The organism is Paralcaligenes sp. KSB-10 (genome assembly GCF_021266465.1).
In the GTDB taxonomy this organism is placed as follows: Bacteria; Pseudomonadota; Gammaproteobacteria; order Burkholderiales; family Burkholderiaceae_B.
Genome location: NZ_CP089848.1, coordinates 956886 through 980271 on the forward strand (window position 1 = coordinate 956886; position 23386 = coordinate 980271).

A 23386-nucleotide genomic window follows, 5' to 3' on the forward strand; every position below is an offset into this window, starting at 1 on the left:
TGCGATTCTTCGGAAAAAAGAACTGTAAAGTCGCTCATCTCAACGGAATGCATTGATACATATGGCAATATAATCGAGGCAAATGACCCTTTAAATAAAAGCATCGCCTCATGGATAAATTCAAACAGCTTGAGAGTTTTGTCTCGGTGGCGACTCTGGGAAGCCTGTCGGCCGCAGCACGGGCCGAGGGAATCGCCCCAGCCATGATGGGCCGGCGCATCAACGCACTCGAGGCTCGCCTGGGCCTGAAACTGCTGATACGCTCGACCCGCCATTTGTCCCTGACTTCCGAGGGTGCAACCCTCCTCGAAGAAGCACAGCGTATCCTGCGCGATATGAACGATACCGAAGCCCGGATTACCCAGGGGAGCATCAAGCCTTCCGGTCATTTGCGGATCAGTGCGCCTGTGGGTTTCGGGCGGCGCCATATAGGCCCCTTGCTGCCGCTGTTCATCCAGGCCCATCCCGACATCACGATTACACTTGACTTGAGCGACCGGCAGGTAGATCTGATTGAAGAGCGCTACGACTGCGCCATCCGGATTGGCGATGCGCAAGCCCCTCAGGTCGCCGGCGTGCGATTGGCCGATAGCCGCTGCGTCATCGTAGCCGCCCCTTCATACCTGGACGCGCATGGAATCCCCCATAGCCCCGAAGACCTGCTTCGTCACAACTGCTTGTCTTTGGCAACGCAAGGAGATCAGGCCAAGGACTGGCGGCTCAGGCACAAGGGTCAGACAAGAATCATGCAAGTCAAGGGAAACCTGGCTTGCAGCGATGGCTCGGTCCTGCGCAAATGGACTCTCGCGGGATGCGGTCTGGCCTGGAGCGCCCTGTGGGAAGTACGGGAAGACCTTGCCGCAGGCCGCCTGGTAAGCGTTCTCGATGAATACGCCGCCTCTCCCAATGGAATCTACGCCATGCTGCCCGAACGCAAACACCTGCCGGTGCGAGTGCGAGCCTTCGTCGATTTGCTCAAGGCCCATTACTCCAAGGCATCTTATTGGGAAACTCATTGACCCTCGGGCATTAAAGCGCGCATTGCCTGCTTGTCAACATGGATACCGTGCACTGGAAAAACCAAGAGACAAGGGGTGCCCTCGCAGGCACCCCGGTCAAACAAACGCTCAGGCTACTTTCAGGCCGTCAGCGGGCGAGCTTTTGAACTGGGCTTCTTCGGTCGAGCCCGTAAGCGCTGTGGTCGATGACTGGCCGCCTTCAATCGCCTGGGTAACGGCATCGAAGTAACCCGTACCCACTTCGCGCTGATGCTTGACGGCGGTGAAGCCCAAGTCTGCGGCGGCGAACTCCTTCTGCTGCAATTCGACGAAAGCACTCATCTGACGGCGAGCATACCCGTGCGCCAGCTCGAACATGCCATAGTTCAATGCATGGAAGCCGGCCAAGGTGATGAACTGGAACTTGTAGCCCATCGCGCCCAGTTCGCGCTGGAACTTGGCCACCGTGGCGTCGTCCAGGTTCTTCTTCCAGTTGAACGATGGCGAGCAGTTGTAGGCCAGCATCTTGCCCGGGAACTGGCGATGAATGGCATCGGCGAATTTGCGCGCGTACTCCAGATTCGGAGTTGAAGTTTCACACCACAGCAAATCGGCATACGGTGCATAGGCCAGGCCGCGCGAAATCGCCTGATCGACCCCCGCCTTGGTGCGGAAGAAGCCTTCTACCGTGCGCTCGCCGGTAATAAAAGGACGATCGTTTTCATCCACATCACTGGTGACCAGGTCGGCAGCGTCGGCATCGGTGCGAGCCAGCAGGAGCGTCGGCACATTCAGGACGTCGGCCGCAAGACGGGCCGATACAAGCTTGGCCACCGCTTCGCGGGTAGGCACCAGCACTTTGCCGCCCATGTGGCCGCATTTCTTCACCGAAGCCAGCTGATCTTCGAAATGCACGCCGCTGGCGCCCGCTTCGATCATGGCTTTCATAAGCTCGAACGCATTCAGGACGCCGCCAAAGCCCGCTTCGGCATCGGCCACGATGGGCGCATAGTAGTCCAGGTAAGCGCTATCGCCTGGATTCTTGCCTTCCATCCATTGGATCTGGTCGCAGCGGGTCAGCGCATTATTGATACGGCGCACCACTTGCGGCACCGAGTTGGCGGGATAGAGCGACTGGTCGGGGTACATTTCACCGGCACCGTTGGCATCGCCCGCTACCTGCCAGCCCGACAGGTAAATCGCTTTTAATCCAGCCTTGACTTGCTGCATGGCCTGATTGCCGGTCAGCGCACCCAGCGAATTTACAAACGGTTCGGATTGCAGCAATGACCATAATTTTTCGGATCCACGGCGTGCCAGCGTATGCTCGACCACGACGGAGCCGCGCAAACGTACCACCTCTTCGGCCCCATAGCCGCGCTTGATGCCCTGCCAGCGGGGGTTTTCCGCCCAGTTTTTCTGTAAATTACGGATTTCGTTTTCGCGTGTGCTCATGGTGGCGCTCCTGAAAGTATCAAAAATAAAAGTAAATCAGCAAGAATCCTTAGGAAAAATTCTACGCCTTTGCTGCAGAGCAAATCACACTTATATCTTATATAAGATTAAATATATTAATCTTTAAAATCAATATATTATAAATTTTATTTCACAATATAAAACGATATTTTTCGCTATGAAAACAGAAATGATGCTGCGCAACATTCACGTTTTGCATGGCAAAAAGCAATTCTCATAATATGAAAACAGGATGGCGATGGCAGTACAATGGCTTGAATAGATTCATACTTTTGTATTTTCACTATTTGTATGGCTGACCCTACCCTGACTCATGCTCCCCTGGGCCACGACGTGGCCTACCCGAAAACCTATGACCCGACAGTGCTGTTTCCCATCGCCCGTTCGGGAAATCGTCAAACCCTGTCGCTGCAGCCCGTGCCCGCATGGCAAGGGGCCGACGTCTGGAATGCCTACGAAATATCGTGGCTGAATCTCAAAGGCAAGCCGGTCGTAGCCACCGCATGCTTTGTATTCAGCCAGAACAGCCCCAATATCGTCGAATCCAAATCATTCAAGCTGTACCTCAACTCGTTCAATGAAAGCCGCTTCGATGGCCCGCACGCAGTGCTGCAATGCCTCAGGCAGGACCTGAGTCGCGCCTCGGGCGCAGCCGTCCATGTGGATGTGGATATCGTGGCAGCGGACGTCGACACGGCGTATCGGGCACTTGAAGGAATCAACATCGATGACGCCGACGTCAGCATCGAACGCTATCAACCCGCCCCCGAATTGCTGCGCTGCGTACCCGATGCGCCGCTTGTAAGCGAAACCCTGATGTCGGACCTGCTTAAAACGAACTGCCCGGTCACAGGCCAACCCGACTGGGGCAGCGTGCAAATCCGCTACAGCGGCCCGCAAATAGACCGGGCAGCCTTGCTCAAATATATTATTTCCCTGCGCCAGCACAACGAATTCCACGAACATTGCGTCGAACGGATGTATTGCGATATCTGGCAAGCCTGCCGCCCCGAAGCGCTGTTTGTCTATGCGCGCTATACCCGACGCGGCGGCCTCGACATCAACCCCTGGCGCAGCAGCCACCCGACCAATGTGGTCAACCAGCGAACCATCCGGCAGTAAGGGCAACCCCGAACCCATGACCGGCGACGAGCCCCACCATTACAAATCCACTAACAACCGCACGAACTGTTCGCACAATCCTCGCGTAGTCACGCCGGCCATCAGCATGCAAGTTGCCTGCGATTGTCCAAAAAACGTCAACGCGAGCGGGGGTGGCGGCCCAGGCAGGGTGAGCGAGCTTGAGTCCGCCGCGGCCGCAGCCTGGATCGGGAGGCAAGGGAGCGGTTGTCTGAGCGTCACGGGTGTCCACAGCCCGGGGGGCTGTGGACGACGCGAGTTCCGTGACCGCCCGATCCAGGCTGCGGCCGCGGGCAGTCCTGGCAAAGCCAGGACCGGACGATGCGAGCTCCACCCTGCCTGGGCCGCCACCCCCGCGTCTTAAGAACCCGGAAAGCCGTTAAACCACCACTTACCACCTACGCCACCGCAGGCACAGCCGCGCGAGCCGCCGAGCGAGCCACCCACATGGCCAGGAATGCCGCCACCACAAAGCCAACGGCGGCACCGAACCAGGGACCCTGGTTATAGCCTGCATCGAGCAGCACGCCAAACCCGACCGGAGCCAGCGAGGAACCGACATCCATACCCGAATAAACCAGACCATACACCGTGCCCGTAGCCCCTTTGGGTGTGACACGGCGTATCAGCATATCGCGTGAAGGCGACGCAACCCCCGAGCAAAAACCCGCCAAGGCCACCAGCGCAATGGCAAACGATGGCGCTACCGACCCGGAGGCCAGCACGACCAGCAAAACGCCCGCCAGGACCAGCGACACCGCCACAGTACGCTCGGTATTCGGCGTAGCACCGACTAGAAACCCACCTGCCAGCATGCCGGCCGCGGCCGCCACCATGTATGCCGACAAGGCGGTGCCCGCCAACACCTTGTCGATGCCGTAGACACCGCTCAACATTGGGATGGTGTAGTTTTGCACCGCCGACAAAGCCATGGATGTAAAGGCAAAAAAGAGGAATGCGCCCCACAACGCCGGCTGCACCAGCAAGGTAGCCAAGGTTTGACGCACCGATTGTCTGGCCAGGCCGGGCGATGCGGCCGGCTCGCCAGCCGAGCCCGAGTCGGCGACAAGCTCTTCATTTTTACCCGCCAGCAGATCGCGCCCCAGCCAAGTCAGAGCCAGCACGACTGCCACCAAGCCAGCCGCGGCGAACACCGCCACACGCCAATTGGCGATATGGATGATCGCCGCCATGAACACCGGAGTCAGCGCCCAACCCAGATTGCCTGTAAGGCCATGTGTGCTGAACGCATGACCCAGCCGCCGCGAACTGACACGATGGTTGATGATAGAGTAATCGACAGGGTGAAAAACCGAATTGCCCACCCCCCCTATCAGGGCGGCCAGCACAAGCATGGCATACCCGTTGGACAGGCCGATCAGAACACCCGATACCACAAAGCAGGACAAGCCGAAACGCAGTACCGGAGCGGGCCCGATCCGATCGACGATGAATCCGGACGAAGCCTGTCCTATGCATGACATCAGGAAAAACGCCGAAGCCAGGAAACCCAGCTTGACAAAGTCGTAGCCATATTCAGCTCCCAAAGACAAATATAGCGTCGGAAGCACCAGCTGAAAAAAATGCGAGCACGAGTGCGCGGCGCCGATCAGGCTGATGATGGCCCAGTCCTTGCGCTTCAAAGACCGGCTGTCGGCAGGCAGATTGAGGGTTGCAGTTGTCATGTTCGAGAGCTGGATGAATACCGGGCCGGCGTTACGCAGCCCGATCGCGGATCTCGGGCCAGGCCCGCCGCAGGTAATAGCACATGGACCAGACCGTCAGGATGGCGGCAATGATAATCAGCACGTTGCCCACGCTATGCAGGGAAACCCCGTAAATCGGCTGCCAGTACAGCAGGCACGGGATGGCAATCATTTGCGCCGCCGTTTTGAATTTGCCCAGCCAGTGCACGGCCACGCTGCCGCTGGCACCGATCTTTGCCATCCATTCGCGCAGGGCCGATATGGTGATTTCACGCCCGATGATTACCAATGCAATGAACGAATCGACACGGTTCAAATCAAGCAGGACCAGCAGTGCCGCACACACCATGAGCTTGTCGGCCACAGGGTCCAGGAAAGCACCGAACGACGAGGTTTGATTCCAGCGCCGGGCCAGCCAGCCGTCGAACCAGTCGGTCAGGGCGGCCACGATGAAGGCCCAGGCGGCAATGGCATCGCGCGCCGGCACCCAGCTGCCAGGAAGGTAAAACAACCCCACCACCAGCGGAATCATGGCTATGCGCAGCCATGTCAGAAAAATCGGAAAATTGATCGGCATAATGAGCACAATACTACATCATCGCAGTGCCTGATAGATACGCTCGGCCAACTCGGCGGAGATTCCGTCAACGGACTGCAAGTCGTCGATGCTGGCGTCAACCACTCCCGAAAAGCCGCCGAAACGCGCCAGCAGCTTTTGGCGCCGCCGCGCGCCCACCCCTTCGATTTCTTCAAGACGGGATACATTGCGCGTTTTGGCACGCTGCGCCCGCATGCCCGTAATGGCAAAGCGATGGGCCTCATCCCTGATCTGGGCCACCAGCATCAGGGCGGCAGATTCGACCCCCAGGGCAACCGCGGCCCGCCCATCCACAAATACCAGGGTTTCAAGCCCCACCTTGCGCCCCTCACCCTTGGCCACGCCCACAATGGTATGTGTATCGAGGCCCAGTTCGACAAACACCTGACGGGCCACCTCGACCTGTCCCTTGCCGCCATCGATGAGCACAATATTGGGCATGGCCGCAAACCCGTCTGCCACCCGCGTAAACCGGCGCGTCAGCACCTGGCGCATTGCCGCGTAATCGTCGCCCGGCGTAATTCCGGCAATGTTGTAGCGTCTGTACAAGGAAGGCTGCATGGCGTGATGCATGTAAACGACGCAGGAGGCTTGTGTGGCTTCTCCCGCCGTATGGCTGATGTCGAAACATTCAATATGCATCGCATCCAGCGCCGCTTCATCCGTATCCATATCCAGAGCCGTGGCCAGCGCCAGCGAGCGGGCCGCCCGCGCGCTGGATTCCGACAACAGGCGGGCGAGGGCCAGCTCGGCATTTTTTTGCGCTTGCTCCAGCCATGTCTTGCGCACCCCCTGAGGCTTGACCAGCACCCTGGCCTTGACGCCGTTCTGCTCGGCCAGCAACCCTATCAGCGCCGGATCGGACAGGGCATGCGAACAGACAAGCACCGCCGGCATGCCGCCGTCGAGATAGTGCTGTTCGACAAATGCCGTCAGCACATCACCGATGCCGTCTTCGCCTTCATGCACATGCGTCGGAAAAAAAGGCTTGTCTCCCAGATGCCGGCCGCCGCGCACCATGGCCAGATTGACACAGACCCGCCCCCCCGCCGAAGCGACGGCAATGATATCGACGTCGTCGTTGCCGATTTTCTCCATGGTCTGCTGTTGCAGCACGAGCGCCAGGGCCCCCATCTGATCGCGCAATACCGCCGCCTGCTCGAAATGCAGGGCCTGGGAGGCTTGTTGCATGCGCGACCCGATATCATGCATGACTTCTTTGGCCCGGCCGTCGAGGAAACGCACGGCGCGCTCGACATCGGCCCGATATTCTTCAGGAGCGATCAGCTGTACGCACGGAGCGGAGCAGCGACCGATCTGATGCAGCAGGCAAGGCCGTGAACGATTGGCGAAAACGCTGTCCTCGCAGGTCCGCAAACGGAATACCCGCTGCAGGATTTGTATGGTTTCACGCACCGCCCAAGAATTCGGATAGGGCCCGAAATACCGCCCTTTGCCGCTCGTGCTGCCCCGATAATAGGCAATGCGCGGCGCCGCATGATCGGTCAGCGCCAGGTAGGGGTACGATTTATCGTCGCGAAACAGGATGTTGTAGCGCGGCTTCAGGCTTTTGATGAGGTTGTTTTCCAGCAGCAGCGCCTCGGCCTCGGACCGGGTCACGGTGACTTCCAGGCGAACGACCCTGGCCACCATTTGCGCAATGCGCGGACTGCTCTGCGTTTTCCGGAAATACGAGGAAACGCGCTTTTTCAGGTCTCTGGCCTTGCCTACGTACAGCACCTCGCCGGCCGCATCGATGTGCCGGTATACACCCGGAAGATGCGGTAAATCAGCCAGAAATAATTTGAGATTGAAGTCGTCTGGCATATTGATATCGTTCATTGGCCTGCAAGGCATCCCAGTCCAGCGCCGGCCGCTTTGGCATCAGGCGGCGTATCCGCTGGATCGATTCGGCCGGATGGTCAATCACCAGGCGCGCCAGCAGATCGTCGGCAAGATCCGGGCGATTGCAAACCAGCACCATGTCGCAGCCCGCGCCCAGCGCGGCCTGGGCACGGGCCAGGATATCGCCCGCCACGGTCGCCCCTTGCATCGTGAGGTCGTCGGAAAACACCACCCCGTCGTAGGCCAGTTCATGCCGCAGAATGGATTGGATCCAATGCCGGGAAAACCCGGCCGGATGAGGGTCAACGCTCGAGTAGATGACATGCGCGGGCATCACCGACGGCAGCACCATATCGCCCAGCCAGCCATACGGAGCGGCATCTTCCTGCATAATTTCGTCAAAGCTGCGGGCATCGACCGGAATTTCGTGGTGCGAATCGGCCTCGACGCTGCCATGTCCCGGGAAATGCTTGCCGCAAGCGGCCATATCGGCCAGCATCAAGCCCTGGATCAGTGAACGGGCGAGCAAGGTCACCACCCGGGGATCGCGGTGAAACGACCGGTTGCCAATGACCTTGCTGACGCCATAATCCAGATCCAGCACCGGGGTGAAGCTGAGATCCACACCGCAGGCGCGCAGTTCAGCACCCAGCACATAGCCGGTCTCGGTAGCCAGGCGCATCGCCCCCAGCGAATCCTGCATCCAGATTTCGCCAAACAGGCTCATGGCCGGAATAGGCGTAAAACCGTCCGTGCGAAACCGCTGCACGCGCCCTCCTTCGTGATCGACGGCAATCAGCAAGGGCTCGGCGCGCTCCGCATGAATAGCCTGGCACAGGGCCGACAACTGTTCGCGGTTCTCGAAATTACGGGCAAACAGAATCACACCGCCCACCAGCGGATGATGCAGGCGCTGCTTTTCCTGCGAGGTCAGGCGGATGCCCGCCACATCGACCATGACAGGGCCGGGGGCCAGAGCTGCAGAGTTTTTTTCTGTACGCATTGCGCTGGTTCATTCCTACATTAAAAGGTTTCGATCAACTGGATCATGGCCTCGATTCAACAACGACAAAGGCCGCCACTGTATCGCTTTCGTCGGTCAGGGAAACATGGGCCGCGCCAAATCGCTGCGCATACCAACTGGCGAGAGGCTCGCTCAAGCTGACCCGCGGCTTGCCGCCGGGTTCATTGAGCGTTTGCATCCGGGACCAGGACATGGGATCGTGCATGCCCAGGCCTATGGCCTTTGAAAACGCTTCTTTGGCGGCAAAACGGGTCGCCAGAAACCGGATGCCCCGATCAGGGTCGCGCTCGTAGCGGTGCTGAAATTTTTCCAACTCCTGCATACCCAGGATACGCTGCGCGAAGCGCTGCCCATGACGCGCATAGGCGCGCGCAACGCGTTCAACACGCAGCAAATCAACGCCAATACCCGCCACCTTTCCCGCTTCTGCCCGCATTCACAACCCAGCCTGAAAATTCGATCCGACCAGCACCCGATACCTGTATCCGCATCGGAGCCAAATTCGCATCATACCTTGACGTCAAACATAAAAAAAATGGCGCCCCGATATGCGTGGACGCCATGACAGCCCTGCCTCTCGCACCGCGGCAGCGAACAAAGGCAAGCGACGCGGGTTCGAAGAGCAATGCAGGCCCTTGGAGCAGGCCCTATTTTGGACGTTTGTCGATCACTCTGCGTGCCTTGCCTGTCACAGTGCGCTCGACCTGGCCCGCGGCTTGCACCGTGACGCGGGCGCTGACGCCAACATAGGTTTTGACGGCATGCTTGAGTTTGGCGGCCAGCCCTTCGCGCTCGGCCTCGCCCAGATGGTTATGCTCGGGCCGAACCTCGGTCAGGATTTCGAGCTCATCGAGATTGCCGCTGCGTGTCAGCACCAGTTGGTATTGCGCGGCAAGCTCCGGTATTTTCAACACGATTTCCTCGACCTGAGTCGGGAACAGATTGACTCCGCGCACTATCAGCATATCGTCGCTGCGGCCGGTAATCTTGTCGATACGGCGCATGCTGCGCGAGGTGGGAGGCAGCAAACGCGTGAGATCGCGGGTGCGGTAGCGTATGACGGGCATGGCCTCTTTGGTCAGCGATGTGAATACCAGCTCGCCCGCTTCGCCATCGGCCACTGGTTCGCCTGTGGCGGGATTGATGATCTCGGGAAAGAAATGATCCTCCCATACAACCGGGCCGTCTTTGGATTCGACACACTCCATGGCCACGCCGGGCCCCATCACCTCGGACAGGCCATAGATATCCACGGCATCGATGCCGCAACGCGCTTCGATATCGGCGCGCATCTGCCCGGTCCAGGGCTCGGCGCCGAAGATGCCGATACGCAGCGAGCTTTTATGCGGATCGTGCCCCTGGCGCTCCATCTCCTCGATGATGTTGCAAAAATACGAAGGAGTAACCATGATGACCTTGGGTTCAAAGTCATGGATCAGTTGCACCTGTTTTTCGGTCTGTCCGCCCGACATGGGGATCACCGAGCAGCCCAGGCGTTCGGCGCCATAATGCGCACCCAGGCCGCCCGTGAACAGGCCATAGCCATAGGCCACATGCACAATGTCGCCCGGACGCCCTCCGGCGGCCCAGATGGAGCGTGCCACCAGGTCGGACCAGATATCGATATCGCGGGCCGTATAGCCAACAACGGTCGGCTTGCCGGTCGTACCGCTGGAGGCATGAATGCGCGTAACCTGTTCACGCGGCACGGCAAACATTTTGAACGGATAGTTGTCGCGCAAGTCCTGCTTGGTCGTAAAGGGGAAGCGGGACAAATCGGATAGCTGTTTCAAATCGCCCGGATGCACACCGGCCGCATCAAAAGATTTTTTATAGTGCGGCACATTGTCATACGCGTGCTTCAAGGACCACTGCAAGCGTTCGAGCTGCAAGCTGCGCAGCTCATCCTGACTGGCGTGCTCGATGGCATCGCGGCCCCGTTTGGGCGATTTTGACTCGGACATTTCCGGCTCCTGCCTTTGGTTCAATATTTGCAATACGCCCGGGCGCCCCGATAGCGGGTTCCGGGTTTGGATAAACAGCTGGCGGCATTCGGCATTATCCGGCCTCGCCAACCACCTGGCCCTTGATACGATAAGAACGGCCGCGAAACAAAGCGATGCGCTTGCCTTCCTGATTGCTGACAAGTATGTCGTAAACCCCGGTGCGGCCCGCCAATGAAGCCTCCGAGGCCTCGGCAGTCAGAATATCACCCGCAAAACCCGGCGCAAGGTAATCGATGGTGCAGCCCGATGCTACAGTAGCCAGATTGCGGGAATTGCAGGCAAATGCAAATGTGCTGTCGGCCAGCGCAAAAATAAACCCGCCATGACAGGTTTGATGGCCGTTGAGCATGTCGGGCCGAACCGTCATTTGCATTCGCGCCCGGCCAGGCGCGACCTCGATCAAACGAATACCCAAGGCCTGTGTTGCGGGATCTTTTTCGTACATGGCCTTGGCCGCCACCTCCGCCAGAGCCTGCGGATCGGAAGGAAGCTCGACAGGGTCGAGGGCCAGGCCGGACTGCGCTGCACTCATTATTTCCCCTTGAACAGCGGATTGCGTTTCGCCAGAAAGGCCGACACACCTTCGGCATAGTCTTCAGTGGCGCCCAATTCACGCATCAGGTCGCGCTCCAGGTTGAGCTGTTCGTCCAGGGTATGGTTCAAGCTCTGGTTCAAGGCACGCTTGGTATAGGCCAGCCCCTTGGTGGGCGCCGCTGCAAAGTGCTCCGCCAATTCGGTCAGACGGGCATCGAAAGCCTCGTCGGGCACACATTGCCAGATCAGCCCCCACTGGGCGGCTTGTTCGGCGCTAAGCCTGTCGCCCAGCATGGCCAGCCCCATGGCGCGCGCCTGGCCAACCAGGCGAGGCAGTACGTATGTGCCGCCGGTATCCGGTATCAGCCCAAGCCGCGCAAACGATTGAATGAAGCTGGCCGACTGCTTGGCAATAACGATATCTCCGGCCAAGGCCAGATTGGCGCCCGCGCCTGCCGCCACGCCATTGACGCCGACCACCACCGGCGCCGGCAATGCACGCAGCCGCCGCACCAGGGGAATATAGAATTTGCCTACGGTTTGGCCAAGATCGAGGGGGGCGGCTCCAGCGCTCATCTGGCGTTCGGATAAATCCTGGCCGGCACAGAATCCACGGCCGCTGCCCGTAAGCACCAATACGCGAGCGCCCTTGGCCTCGACCTGCCCAAGCGCTTCGGCAAGTTCGCCATGCATGGCCTCCGTAAAGCTGTTGAGCTTATCGGGCCGATTGAGCGTAATTTTCGCGATGCCGCGCTCGAATTCGAATTGAATACTGTCATAGCTCATGTGTAATCCCTTATCAGGCGTGCCAGCGCGTTTGCACGACACGAAAACGGTTGGCGACATAGGCGGAATCGGATAGCGCCGCGTTAGCCGACGGGTTGGCGCCAGTACCATGAAAATCGCTGAATGCCGCCGTCTGGTTCACAAAAACCCCGCCAGTCAGATTCAGCGACAGAGACACACCGGCCCGCTCCGCCGCCTTTTGCACCTGCCCGGCAATCGCTTTATCGGTCGTGTAGGCCGACAGCGACAGCGCGCCATGCAGGGCAACCGAGCGCTGCATCAAGCCGATGCTGTCGGCGGTGGAATCGGTAGCCACCACAAAAACAATGGGCCCGAACCATTCGCGGGCGATCTGCGGATCGCCCGCTTCGGCTTTCAACAACAGAGGCGTTTGAACACGGGCCTGTTCAAACTGCGGATGCGGCAGGCTGCGGCTCTCGCACAATACCGGCAGGCCCAGCGCGCGAGCGTCTTGTATGCGCTGCAGCGTCGCCGAGTTTTGCACGGCTCCGGTAACTTCGACGGCCTTGGCGGGATCGGCCGTAAGCTTTTCGACCGCGGCGGCCAGGCCTTGGGCGACCTCGTCGAAACTCAAATGGCCGTCGGCTGTTTCAATGCCGCCGCGCGGCACATAAATGTTTTGCGGCGCGGTGCACATCTGCCCCGAATACAAGGCAAACGAAAAAGCCAGATTGCGTGCCACGCTTTTGAAGTCGTCGGCCGAATCGATAATCACCGCGTTCACGCCGGCCTTTTCGGTATACACCTGCGCCTGGCGGGCATTGGACTCCAGCCAGTTGCCATTGGCGCTGCTGCCGGTGAAATCAATCAGCTTGACCGCTGGATCGAGCGCGAGCGCCTGCGCCGTATCGTCCTGGGCGCCATGAGCCGCCAGCAGCAGCACATTGGGATCGAAGCCCGCTTCAGCCAGGACCTCGCGGCCAATATTGACCGTAATGGCCAAGGGAAGAATCGCCGCGGGATGCGGCTTGACAATGACCGTATTGCCCGTAGCCAGGCTGGCGAACAGGCCTGGATAGCCGTTCCAGGTGGGAAAGGTGGAACAGCCTATGACCAGGCCTACGCCGCGCGGCACGACCGTAAACTGCTTCTGCATGCGGATCGGATCGTGCTTGCCCTGCGGCTTTTCCCAGGAAACCAGGCCGGGAATGCGCGCCATTTCCTGCCAGGCGTACGCAACCGCCTCGAGGCCGCGATCCTGCGCATGCGGGCCGCCGGCCTGGAACGCCATCATGAATCCTTGCCCTGTGGTGTGCTGAACCGCGTAGGCAATTTCAAAACTGCGCTGATTCAGGCGTTTGAGGATTTCAAGCGCCACGCCAACCCAGGCGCGGGGGCCGGCTTCGCGCCAGGATTCAAGAGCCTGTTGCGATTGGGCTGTCAGGGCCGGGGCCGGAACCTGCGGATAAGAAATATTCAGGTCGAAGCCAAAAGGCGAGACCTCGGCACCGGTCTTGCCGCTGGCGCCGTCAAGATCAAGCGGGAAATCGTGCCCCCGATAGGCTTCGAAGGCGGCACGCCCATCGTCGTTGGCCGTTTCTCCATATATACGCGGACTGGGTGACTCGGAAAATGGGCTCCAGTAGCCGCGAGCGGCCGCCGCCGCCACGGCCTGCTCCAGAACCGCCTGATGGGAGCTGAAAAAATCGGTAGACACTGTGCTCACTCCTGTAAGTTAAAGGTTTGCCCGCCAGGCGGGCAAAACATAATGTCTGGTGGTGCATGCGCGCAGCTGCGCCTGCCCCCATCCATGATATTTCAAGTTTCCTGGTCGAAATCGATGACCAGGCGATCCGTAACGGGAAAGCTCTGACAACTCAGCACGAAGCCGCGCGCCACCTCATAGTCTTCAAGCGCAAAATTGGCATCCATGTCGACCTCGCCTTCGATAACTTTACATCGGCATGTGGAGCAGACCCCGCCTTTACAGGAATACGGCAATTCGACCCCCTGAGCCAGGGCCGAATCCAGTACGCTATCCTTGTTTTTTTCTATGGTCAGTGTCCGTGTGACGCCATCCTGTATGACTGTCACTTCACACTGCTCCCTGCCCGGAGCGTGCCGCGCCTCTTGCCCGATGCGCAGGGCGCGCGGCCCTTTGGGCGAACCGAACAGCTCGAATTTGATCCGCGATTTGTCCAGCCCCTTGTCCTGCAGGGCCTGCGTCACCGATTCAATCATGTCTTGCGGGCCGCAGACAAACGCCACATCGATCTGGCCGGGATCCAGCCACAAGGAAAGCAGCTGCCCGGCCTTGGCGCCATCGAGGCGTCCGTTGAAAAGGTCGACATCCTGGATTTCGCGGCTCATGATGTATACCAGCGAAAACCGCTCCATATACAGATTCTTCAGGTCTTCGATCTCTTCGCGGAACAAGACCGCCGACGAGGAGCGATTGCCGTAAAACAGCGTAAAACGGCTACCAGGCTCGGTACCCAGGGCGGTCTTGATCAGGGACAGGATGGGGGTAATGCCGCTGCCCACCGCAAAAGCCACATAGCCGCGGCTGTGCTCGGAAGAAAAATCAACAGTGAAGTGCCCATCGGGCGGCATGACATCGAGCATCTCTCCAGGAACCAGGTGCTCATTGGCCCACGATGAGAAAGCACCATCGTTCAGGCGCTTGATGGCCACACGCAGCAGCTTGTCCCGAGGCGCCGCGCAGATCGAATACGAGCGCCGCAGTTCTTCGCCGTCGACCTGTGTGCGCAGGGTCAGATATTGCCCGGGACGAAATGCGAATTTTTCCCGTATCTCGCCGGGGACTTCAAAAGTCACCACCACGGCATCCCGTGTGTTTTTGGCGACCGAAGCGACTTTCAATGGATAAAACTGAACCATAACGCTAGTGCGCCTTAAAGTAATCAAAGGGTTCACCGCATTCGCCGCAGCGGTACAAGGCCTTGCACGAGGTAGAACCGAAATGGCTGACAAGGCGGGTTTTTTCCGAACCGCAGCGGGGGCACTGGACAACCGTGCGATGCAGGCCGCGCGAAATTCCGGAAATATCGATCGCCTTTTCCTTGGGAGGAGCGATGCCGTAATTCTTGAGCGCCGCGTGCCCTTCGGGCGTCATCCAGTCGGTCGTCCAGGCGGGCGACAAGCGAGTTTCGATGCGGACATCGGCCACACCTTTGTGTGCAAGCGTTGCCTGAATATCGGCGGAAATTTCCCGCATGGCCGGACACCCCGAATACGTGGGTGTAATCGTCACCACACAGATCGCTCCGTCCCAGGATACATCGCGCACAATGCCCAGGTCGACCACGGACAACACGGGTATTTCAGGATCCGGCACCTGGGCCAGCCACTGCATCACCTGCTCCGCAGGAACAGGGATCGCGGCGACGTTCGCATTCACCATGTGGCTCCCGGATAGGCGCGCTGCAGATGCTGCATCTCGGCCAGAATGAAGCCCAGCGCCTCGGTATGGCGCCCGCTCACGCCGCCGCGAAACGCCGGGTGATGGGCGTCGTCGGGCGTAGGCAAGGCCAGCGTGGCTTCGGCCAGCACCTGGCCGACATGTTCGAGCCAGGCCGGCCATAGTGAGGCATGCTCGACCGTTACCTTGCGCTGCGCCAGTTCGAGCGTGATATCGTCGTCGGCAAACAGCTCCCCCAAATAAGGCCAGATCGATTCGACCGCCGCCTGCATTCTGGCGTGGCTGTCCGCCGTGCCATCGCCCAGGCGCACCATGAGATCCGACGAACGGCGCACATGATAGGTGACCTCTTTAAGGGATTTTTCGGCAATCGCGGCGACCCGCTCATCCGAAGAGCCTGAGAGTTCTTTCAACAAGAAATAATGCCACGCATCAAAGAAAAACTGGCGTGCGATGGTATCCCCGTAATGGCCGTTGCTGCGCTCGGCCAGCAAATAATTGCGATACTCGGGCGCATCGCGCAAATAGGCCAGCTTGTCCTCGTCGCGCGCCCGGCCTTCCACCTCGCCGGCCAGCGTCAGCCAGAGGCGCGCCTGCCCCAGGAGATCGAGCGACAGATTCGTCATGGCCAGGTCTTCTTCGAGCTCCGGTCCATGACCGCACCATTCGCACAGACGCTGCGACAGGATCAAAGTGGTATCGCCCAGCCGGAGCAGATATTGGAACAAGGATTGATCCATATGCCCTCCAGGCTACATGTGTTTGACTTCTTCCGGCATGGGGAAGAACGTGGGGTGGCGATAAACCTTGCTATTGGCCGGCTCGAACAAGGGCTCTTTGTCGCTCGGGCTGCTGGCCACGATATCGACGGCCCTGACCACCCAGATACTCAGCCCTTCATTGCGGCGCGTATACACGTCGCGCGCATTGTTGATGGCCATTTCGGCATCGGAAGCATGCAGGCTGCCGACATGCTTATGGGCCAGGCCGTGCTGGCTGCGGATAAAGACCTCCCAAAGAGGCCACGCGTTTGGGCTCATGTTGCTTTCCTTGACGCCGGACTGGATACCGGCATGATAATTACCTGCAATAGAACGAATCTGGAATACCTGAATGGACCCGTGCCCCGCGGCTGCTATCAGGCTGCCGCGGCCAGGCCGGCATGCTTATCGGCATAAGCCGACAGGGCTTCACGTACCCAGGCTCCGTTTTCATGGGCTGCCACGCGCGCCTGGAGGCGCTCGCGATTGCAGGGTCCATGCCCCTTGATCACGGCATAAAACTCAGACCAATCGATTTCGCCGAAATCATAGTGCCCGCGCTCTTCGTTCCACCTGAGATCGGGATCGGGGACTTTCAGGCCCAGGTATTCAGCCTGCGGCACGCTTTGATCGACCATCTTCTGACGCAGCTCGTCGTTGGAAAACAATTTGATGCGCCACTGCATGGACTGCGCGCTATTGGGCGATTCGCCATCCGAGGGGCCGAACATCATGAGCGCCGGCCACCACCAACGGTTGAACGCGTCCTGCGCCATGTCTTTCTGTTCCTGGGTGCCATGGCGGCACATCTGGATCAGCAGATCGTAGCCCTGGCGCTGATGAAAGGATTCTTCCTTGCAAACCCGCACCATGGCGCGGGCATAAGGACCGTAGGAACAGCGGCAAAGGGGGATCTGGTTGATGATCGCCGAGCCGTCGACCAGCCAGCCTATCATGCCGATATCGGCCCAGGTAAGCGTGGGGTAATTGAAAATACTGGAATATTTGGCCTTGCCAGAATGCAGGTCGCCAACCAGTTCATCACGCGAAACGCCCAAGGTTTCGGCCGCGCTGTACAAATACAGGCCATGGCCGGCTTCGTCCTGGACCTTGGCCAGCAAAATGGCCTTGCGCTTGAGGCTGGGCGCCCGTGTAATCCAGTTGCCTTCGGGCAGCATGCCGACGATCTCGGAATGGGCATGCTGGGAAATTTGCCGCACCAGGGTTTTGCGATAGGCCTCGGGCATCCAGTCTTTGGCCTCGATGCGGACGCCTTCATCGACACGTTGCTGAAAAACCAGCTCAGGCCCTGTCATCTGATCGAGGGACCGGACGTTTTTCACCCCAGTTTCAACGAGTTGAGCATACACGGCAGTCTCCTGTGAATAATTTTTCAGAACCGATTCAAGCTATTATTTATTACAAAATAAATACTGTCAATCATATTTTAGTATCAAATTAGGCTTATGGCGAATCCTGCGGAATACTGCAATACCGACGCCCTGGTATAAGATGTGGGCCTGCTTTATCGGAAACAAATCATTCGCCATGCCTGAGCCGCAAAGTACGCTGCAACTCCTGATCCACGCCCTGCTCCAGCGCGACCCGCCCAGGGCCAAATCCCTGAGCGTTACCTTGCTGGGCGACGCCATCGGCCCGCATGGCGGCAATATATGGCTCAGCGACCTGATCGATCTCGTCACCCCTCTAGGAATCAATGAACGCCTGTTGCGCACCAGCGTATTCCGGCTGGTGGCCCAGGACTGGCTGCAATCGGAACGGCACGGACGCCGCAGCCTGTACCGCTTGAGCGAATCGGGCCAGGAACTGACCGCCGCCGCCTCGGAGCGGATCTATGTCGGCTCGCGCAACGACTGGAACGGGGACTGGACTCTGGTCATTTTGCCGCGTTTCGGCAACAGCAGCCTGGACGGGCGCGGCGCGCTGCGGCGAGAACTGGTCTGGGCCGGCTTCGGCGCGATTGCGCCGGGCATTTTCGCCCTGCCCCGCAACCAGACTGTGCGGGCGCGAAAGGTCCTGGCCAAGCTGAAAGTCACCGACAAGGCGCTGATACTGAGCGCCCACGATATGAACAAAGGGCAAGGCCTATTGCTGGGTTCCCTGGTCTCCCAGTGCTGGGATCTGGAAAACGTCGCGCAGCAGTACCGGCAGTTTTCCGATACGTTCGCCCCGATGCTGGAGGCGATCGACGGCCACACCCGGCCCATGCAGGCCTTTGCGGTGCGCGCCCTGACTATTCACGAATGGCGTCGCATTGTGCTTCACGACCCCCAACTGCCTCAGCAAATGCTGCCGGTCGACTGGCCGGGCCATGCCGCGCGCGAGCTATGCGGCAAGCTATACTGGAAGGTATTCGATCTCGCCGAAGAGCACCTCAACCAAGTCATCCAGCGCGATCCTAGCCATTTTCAGGCGCTCAAGCCCCATGTATATCAGCGCTTCGGCAACCACAGCCCCCGATCCTCATAGCTTGATGAAATGTTCGCGATAATGCTTGAGCTCGTCGATAGACTCGTAAATATCGGCCAGCGCTTCATGGCGGCTTTTCTTGACGAAGCTTTTATAAACTTCCGGCTTCCAGCGCAGGGACAGTTCCTTGAGCGTACTGACATCCAGATTGCGATAATGAAAATAAGCCTCCAGGCGCGGCATATACTTGACCATGAAGCGCCGATCCTGGCTGATGGTGTTGCCGCATAAAGGCGATTTGCCGGCAGGAACATGCTGGCTCAGAAAGGCCAGCAGTTGTTCTTCGGCCTGCTCTTCGGTAAGCGTCGAAGCCTTGACCTTGTCGATCAGCCCGCTTTTACCGTGGGTGGACTGATTCCATTTGTCCATGCCGTCAAGCAGGGCATCGTTCTGATGTATAACCAATACCGGACCTTCCGCCACCACGGTCAGATCCGGCTCCGTCACCACTACCGCCACTTCGATAATGCGTTCTTTTTCCGGATCCAGCCCCGTCATTTCCATGTCGAGCCATACCAAACGCTGAGCATTAACCGCCATATAATTCATCCTCAAAAAAGAGATTTTCGCATACGCGCCCGATATATATGTTCACATTGCTGTTTATTGCCTTTCTGCTGATCGATATTGCCCTGCGTCTTTGGCTTGCCACACGCCAGATTCGCCACGTCACCACACACCGGGATCAGGTTCCGGCGGAATTCGCCGACCGTATAGGCCTGTACAGCCACCAGCGCGCCGCCGACTACACGCTCGCCAAAACGCAATTGGGCATGATCGAGAGGGTTGTCGACGCCGCCGTGCTCATAGGCCTGACGCTGCTGGGAGGCCTGCAGTTCCTCGACCTGGAACTCAGCCGCGCCATTTCCGGCGACATGTGGCGCCAACTGGCCCTGATCGGTATTCTCACGGCGCTGCTTGGGCTGCTCGGCCTGCCTTTTTCAATTTGGCGCAAATTCAGGCTCGAAGCGAAATTCGGCTTTAACCGCATCACGCCTCGCCTGTTTATGATCGATGCCTGCAAAGGCCTGCTGCTTGCGCTGCTCTTTGGCGCGCCGCTGACTGCGCTGGTGCTCTGGGTCATGGCCAATACCGGCGCCCATTGGGGGTGGTGGGCCTGGCTCGTCTGGGTCGGTTTCAACTTCCTGATCCTGTGGCTGTTCCCCACGGTCATTGCCCCGCTCTTCAACAAATTCACACCGCTCGACAATCCCGAAATCGCGTCCCGCATCCAGGCCCTGACCAAGCGCTGCGGCTTCGCCCTGAGCGGACTGTTCGTCATGGATGGGTCGAAGCGCTCGGCCCACGGCAACGCCTACTTCACAGGCTTGGGCAAAGCGCGCCGCATTGTGTTTTTCGACACTTTGCTGTCGCGCCTGAATGTGGACGAGATCGAAGCCGTACTGGCCCACGAACTGGGCCACTTCAAACACAAGCACATTATCAAGCGCATGATCGTCAGCTTCGTGCTGGCCCTGCTGTTTTTCCAGGCGCTGGACTGGGCTTCCCAGCAAGTCTGGTTCTACACGGAATTAGGTGTATACCCTCAATTGGGGCGCGCCAACGATGCCTTGGCCCTGATCCTGTTTTTTCTGGTCACACCAACATTCACCTTCTGGGCGGCGCCGCTGGGGTGCTGGTTTTCGCGCCGCGACGAATTCCAGGCCGACCGTTATGCGGCAGAGCAGTGCTCGGCCGAATCGCTGGCTGCCGCCCTCATCAAACTCTACGACGACAATGCCGCAACCCTTACCCCCGATCCCTTGCACTCCGCCTTCTACGACAGCCATCCTTCTGCCGTGCAGCGCATCCAGCAACTGAAGCATGGCTGACGCGGCCCCTCACCCAGGGCGCATTGTCGCCGCGCACGGACGCCACTACACGGTGGAGCTGGCCGACGGCAGCCAGCGCAAATGCTTCCCTCGCGGCAAGAAGGCGGGCGCAACGGTAGGAGACCAGGTACTCGTTGCCCTTGAAGGGGCCGCCGAAGGAGCTATCGACCAGGTTCTGGAGCGCCGCAACCTGCTGTACCGCTCCGACGATATGCGGACCAAGCAATTCGCCGCCAATATCGATCTGCTGCTGCTGGTAGTCGCGGTAGAGCCGGCATTTTCCGACGATATTACCGGACGCGCGCTGGTGGCCGCATGGAGCGCAGGGATCGAGCCGATCATACTGCTGAACAAGGCCGACCTTGCCCAGAAACTGGACCAGGCCCGGCAGCGCCTGGCCGATTTGTCCAGACTGGGGGTGCGCATCATCGAATTAAGCGCCCGCAACCCGGAACACGTGCAACACCTGCTGCTCCCGCTGCTCAAGGGGCGTACGAGCCTTCTGCTGGGGCAAAGCGGCATGGGCAAATCAACCATACTCAATGCCCTGATCCCAGACGCGCAGGCGGCAACACAAGAACATTCCCTGGCACTGGGTACGGGCAAGCACACTACCACCAGCACCCGCCTATACCATTTGCCGGCACAGGGTGGCGACCTGATCGATTCCCCTGGATTCCAGACATTTGGCCTATATCACCTGAGCGCACACGAAATCGAACAGGGATTTCCTGAGTTCAAGGCCGCCGTGCAACATTGCCGGTTTTATAACTGCACCCACAGGCATGAGCCTGGCTGCGGTGTACTGGCCGCGCTGGAGCGCGGGGAAATCACGCCTGAACGTCACGCGCTGTATCAGCGCATACTCGCCGAAAACGAAGCCAAAAGCCATTATTGAACTATCGGGAGTCCACCGGCCGCACATTGATCAGACAGCCGGCGACCCTTGGACCGCGGCCAGGTAATGATACAAATTGCGTATCAAGGCCGCCGTAGCGCCCCATATGAAATAAGGGCCCCAGCTGATGGAAAAATAAAAACGATGGCCGCCCTCGGGCAGCTGCGCCTCGTGCAGCCTGTGCAGCCCAGGGTCCATCAGTACCGATAAAGGCACCTCGAATACTTCGGCAACCTCGGTAATATCGGCGCGTATCGTGAATCCGGGCAAGACCTGTCCAATGACGGGCAGCATGGTGAATCGGGTGGAAGTCAGGAAGCCAGGCTGAGTGCCTATTATTTTGAGATATTGAGGCTCTATCCCGATCTCTTCGTGGGTTTCGCGTATTGCGGCGGCTATCGCGTCGCGGTCGAAGGCCTCGATGCGCCCGCCCGGAAAACTGATTTGCCCGGCGTGATCATGCAAATGCGAGGCGCGGCGGGTAAAAATAACATTCAAACCCGTGGGCCTTTGCACCAGAGGAACGAACACGGCCGCACGGATGATGTCGTCGAATTCTGAAAAATCGCCGCCAAACGATTCGGTGAATATGGGCTCGACCTGCCAATCCACCGGATGCTCAAACGCCGAACGGATAAATTCCAGTTGAATCGTCGATGGCAGAAGCGCGGGCAAAAGCTCGACAGTCGATACAACAGGCTGAGTCTGAGGATCAAAACTTGGCCGGCGAATCACGCGTTGTTGTCGAGGTATATGTATGCTATGCGACATGAAGTTCATAAAACAAAGGCACCACGCGGGTGCCTTTGTTGGTTGATACCGGAAAATGCAGCGCCGATTACTGGACAGCTGCCTTTTTTGCCGAGTTACGAACCAGTTTCTCTTTAATACGAGCGGCTTTACCCGAGCGACTACGCAAGTAATAAAGTTTAGCACGGCGCACATCGCCGCGACGCTTTACTTCGATACTGGCGATTTGTGGCGAGTACAGCTGAAATGTGCGTTCGACCGCTTCGCCGGACGAAATCTTGCGCACCGTAAATGCCGAATTCAAGCCGCGATTACGTCGGGCGATGACCACGCCTTCGTATGCCTGTACACGTTTGCGAGTACCCTCGACCACGTTGACGCTGACAACAACCGTATCGCCGGGAGCGAAGTCGGGTTTGGGCTGACCACCGGTCAGGCGCTGGATTTCTTCTTGTTCAAGAAGTGCGATTAGGTTCACAGTGAACTCCTGGTGTCATCGTGATCGGTCGGTAAGTATATTTGGGCGATGTATTCCGCCATGCTTTTTCAGGCTTTTCGAGCCTTTTCGGTTAAAGCCCCAAGCCCTTGCCCATTTATAGGCATCGAACCCGCTTTATTAACCAGCATATTTGGACGAACACCGCCGGGCCTGTAGTAGTACGCCCGCCGCCAGAGGATGAAGTTGCAAAACCCAACATTCTACACCCAAATTGTTTTTTTTAAAAGCCAACCGCCACACCCAACCACATCAAGCCCGGAATCATCGCTCCCCAAACGGCTACCAGGCAAATATCGGCCACCATGGTGCCACGGGATATTTTCTGGGGCTTTTTATTACGGCCGGAATGGGGTGGAAATGGCCATTTGGCCGGAACGCTCTTGGAGTTATAGGTATTCATGAATGCCTCGCAATAGTAGAAGTTGATGCAGAGTGCGTGGGGCAAATGGCCCTCGACTCTTGTATTGCTGATGCGGCGGAACCGGACGAATGAAGCCACCTGATAAATAACTGTTTATAAACACAGTTATGCCGTAAATGAACTGTACAAAATTACAGTATATTTTGCAAGCCTTATTTTGCGCATAAAACAAAAGCCCCTGTTTTTTTACAAACAGGGGCTTCCAAGACGGCATATGGC

At 58.6% G+C, this 23386-nt stretch carries 24 protein-coding genes; 5 read left to right on the forward strand and 19 right to left on the reverse strand.

The annotated features are described in order from the left end of the window. The first annotated feature begins 110 nt into the window (after positions 1 to 110). On the forward strand, positions 111 to 1019 hold the full coding sequence (locus LSG25_RS04370) for a LysR family transcriptional regulator (protein WP_232743492.1): 909 nt from the start codon (positions 111 to 113) through the stop codon (positions 1017 to 1019). A gap of 108 nt (positions 1020 to 1127) precedes the next feature. Here the strand turns inward: LSG25_RS04370 and aceA are convergent, their stop codons facing one another. Further along, the gene (aceA, locus tag LSG25_RS04375) at positions 1128 to 2453 is read right to left on the reverse strand and encodes an isocitrate lyase (RefSeq protein ID WP_232743493.1); all 1326 of its coding nucleotides are present in this window, start codon (positions 2451 to 2453) and stop codon (positions 1128 to 1130) included. Between the two features lie 312 nt (positions 2454 to 2765). On the opposite strand from aceA, the gene queF reads away from it, so the two are divergent. Further along, positions 2766 to 3596, forward strand: coding sequence for an NADPH-dependent 7-cyano-7-deazaguanine reductase QueF (gene queF, locus LSG25_RS04380; protein WP_232743494.1), 831 nt, complete (start codon positions 2766 to 2768; stop codon positions 3594 to 3596). Positions 3597 to 4012: 416 nt separating this feature from the next. Here queF and LSG25_RS04385 read toward each other — a convergent pair whose 3' ends face one another. The 14 genes from LSG25_RS04385 to paaA form a co-directional block, all read right to left on the reverse strand. After that, positions 4013 to 5299, reverse strand: a complete 1287-nt coding sequence (locus LSG25_RS04385) for an MFS transporter (protein ID WP_232743495.1) — start codon at positions 5297 to 5299, stop codon at positions 4013 to 4015. A 31-nt stretch (positions 5300 to 5330) separates the two neighbouring features. After that, on the reverse strand, positions 5331 to 5897 hold the full coding sequence (gene pgsA, locus LSG25_RS04390) for a CDP-diacylglycerol--glycerol-3-phosphate 3-phosphatidyltransferase (protein WP_232743496.1): 567 nt from the start codon (positions 5895 to 5897) through the stop codon (positions 5331 to 5333). An 18-nt stretch (positions 5898 to 5915) separates the two neighbouring features. Next, a complete protein-coding gene (uvrC, locus tag LSG25_RS04395; RefSeq protein WP_232744559.1) occupies positions 5916 to 7745 on the reverse strand; it encodes an excinuclease ABC subunit UvrC in 1830 nt (609 codons plus the stop codon). Continuing rightward, positions 7708 to 8766: a beta-N-acetylhexosaminidase gene (gene nagZ, locus LSG25_RS04400; RefSeq protein WP_232743497.1), complete on the reverse strand. Its 1059-nt coding sequence runs from the start codon at positions 8764 to 8766 to the stop codon at positions 7708 to 7710. Before nagZ ends, uvrC begins: the two co-directional genes overlap by 38 nt. Positions 8767 to 8809: 43 nt before the next feature. Further along, on the reverse strand, positions 8810 to 9223 hold the full coding sequence (gene acpS / locus LSG25_RS04405) for a holo-ACP synthase (protein ID WP_232743498.1): 414 nt from the start codon (positions 9221 to 9223) through the stop codon (positions 8810 to 8812). A gap of 211 nt (positions 9224 to 9434) precedes the next feature. Further along, positions 9435 to 10751: a phenylacetate--CoA ligase PaaK gene (gene paaK, locus LSG25_RS04410; protein WP_232743499.1), complete on the reverse strand. Its 1317-nt coding sequence runs from the start codon at positions 10749 to 10751 to the stop codon at positions 9435 to 9437. 94 nt (positions 10752 to 10845) lie between these two features. Continuing rightward, complete coding sequence (gene paaI, locus LSG25_RS04415; protein ID WP_232743500.1) at positions 10846 to 11325, reverse strand: hydroxyphenylacetyl-CoA thioesterase PaaI; 480 nt, start codon at positions 11323 to 11325, stop codon at positions 10846 to 10848. Beyond that, positions 11325 to 12113 (reverse strand): 2-(1,2-epoxy-1,2-dihydrophenyl)acetyl-CoA isomerase PaaG, encoded by a 789-nt coding sequence (gene paaG, locus LSG25_RS04420; RefSeq protein WP_232743501.1) that lies wholly within the window; start codon positions 12111 to 12113, stop codon positions 11325 to 11327. Before paaG ends, paaI begins: the two co-directional genes overlap by 1 nt. 13 nt (positions 12114 to 12126) lie before the next feature. Next, complete coding sequence (gene paaN / locus LSG25_RS04425) at positions 12127 to 13791, reverse strand: phenylacetic acid degradation protein PaaN (RefSeq protein ID WP_232743502.1); 1665 nt, start codon at positions 13789 to 13791, stop codon at positions 12127 to 12129. 101 nt (positions 13792 to 13892) lie between these two features. Beyond that, complete coding sequence (paaE, locus tag LSG25_RS04430; RefSeq protein WP_232743503.1) at positions 13893 to 14975, reverse strand: 1,2-phenylacetyl-CoA epoxidase subunit PaaE; 1083 nt, start codon at positions 14973 to 14975, stop codon at positions 13893 to 13895. A 4-nt stretch (positions 14976 to 14979) separates the two neighbouring features. Further along, complete coding sequence (gene paaD / locus LSG25_RS04435) at positions 14980 to 15498, reverse strand: 1,2-phenylacetyl-CoA epoxidase subunit PaaD (protein ID WP_232743504.1); 519 nt, start codon at positions 15496 to 15498, stop codon at positions 14980 to 14982. Then, on the reverse strand, positions 15492 to 16256 hold the full coding sequence (gene paaC / locus LSG25_RS04440; protein WP_232743505.1) for a 1,2-phenylacetyl-CoA epoxidase subunit PaaC: 765 nt from the start codon (positions 16254 to 16256) through the stop codon (positions 15492 to 15494). The genes paaD and paaC overlap by 7 nt, the downstream gene beginning before the upstream one ends. 12 nt (positions 16257 to 16268) lie before the next feature. Further along, positions 16269 to 16556, reverse strand: coding sequence for a 1,2-phenylacetyl-CoA epoxidase subunit PaaB (gene paaB, locus LSG25_RS04445; protein WP_232743506.1), 288 nt, complete (start codon positions 16554 to 16556; stop codon positions 16269 to 16271). Between the two features lie 98 nt (positions 16557 to 16654). Then, on the reverse strand, positions 16655 to 17647 hold the full coding sequence (gene paaA, locus LSG25_RS04450; protein WP_232743507.1) for a 1,2-phenylacetyl-CoA epoxidase subunit PaaA: 993 nt from the start codon (positions 17645 to 17647) through the stop codon (positions 16655 to 16657). A 178-nt stretch (positions 17648 to 17825) separates the two neighbouring features. Here paaA and paaX point away from each other — a divergent pair, with 178 nt between their 5' ends. Next, on the forward strand, positions 17826 to 18767 hold the full coding sequence (gene paaX / locus LSG25_RS04455) for a phenylacetic acid degradation operon negative regulatory protein PaaX (RefSeq protein WP_232743508.1): 942 nt from the start codon (positions 17826 to 17828) through the stop codon (positions 18765 to 18767). Here paaX and orn read toward each other — a convergent pair. After that, positions 18762 to 19307: an oligoribonuclease gene (gene orn / locus LSG25_RS04460; RefSeq protein WP_232743509.1), complete on the reverse strand. Its 546-nt coding sequence runs from the start codon at positions 19305 to 19307 to the stop codon at positions 18762 to 18764. The two genes, paaX and orn, sit on opposite strands and share 6 nt — an antisense overlap. A gap of 47 nt (positions 19308 to 19354) precedes the next feature. Here orn and LSG25_RS04465 point away from each other — a divergent pair, with 47 nt between their 5' ends. Beyond that, a complete protein-coding gene (locus LSG25_RS04465) occupies positions 19355 to 20599 on the forward strand; it encodes a M48 family metallopeptidase (protein ID WP_232743510.1) in 1245 nt (414 codons plus the stop codon). Continuing rightward, on the forward strand, positions 20592 to 21497 hold the full coding sequence (gene rsgA / locus LSG25_RS04470; protein ID WP_232743511.1) for a ribosome small subunit-dependent GTPase A: 906 nt from the start codon (positions 20592 to 20594) through the stop codon (positions 21495 to 21497). The genes LSG25_RS04465 and rsgA overlap by 8 nt, the downstream gene beginning before the upstream one ends. Before the next feature lie 30 nt (positions 21498 to 21527). Here rsgA and LSG25_RS04475 read toward each other — a convergent pair whose 3' ends face one another. The 3 genes from LSG25_RS04475 to LSG25_RS04485 all read right to left on the reverse strand — a co-directional run bounded on the left by LSG25_RS04475 (position 21528) and on the right by LSG25_RS04485 (position 23146). After that, positions 21528 to 22268: a CoA pyrophosphatase gene (locus LSG25_RS04475; RefSeq protein ID WP_232743512.1), complete on the reverse strand. Its 741-nt coding sequence runs from the start codon at positions 22266 to 22268 to the stop codon at positions 21528 to 21530. A 67-nt stretch (positions 22269 to 22335) separates the two neighbouring features. Then, complete coding sequence (gene rplS, locus LSG25_RS04480; RefSeq protein ID WP_232743513.1) at positions 22336 to 22725, reverse strand: 50S ribosomal protein L19; 390 nt, start codon at positions 22723 to 22725, stop codon at positions 22336 to 22338. Positions 22726 to 22966: 241 nt separating this feature from the next. Next, positions 22967 to 23146 (reverse strand): hypothetical protein, encoded by a 180-nt coding sequence (locus LSG25_RS04485; RefSeq protein ID WP_232743514.1) that lies wholly within the window; start codon positions 23144 to 23146, stop codon positions 22967 to 22969. Between the last annotated feature and the right edge of the window lie 240 nt (positions 23147 to 23386).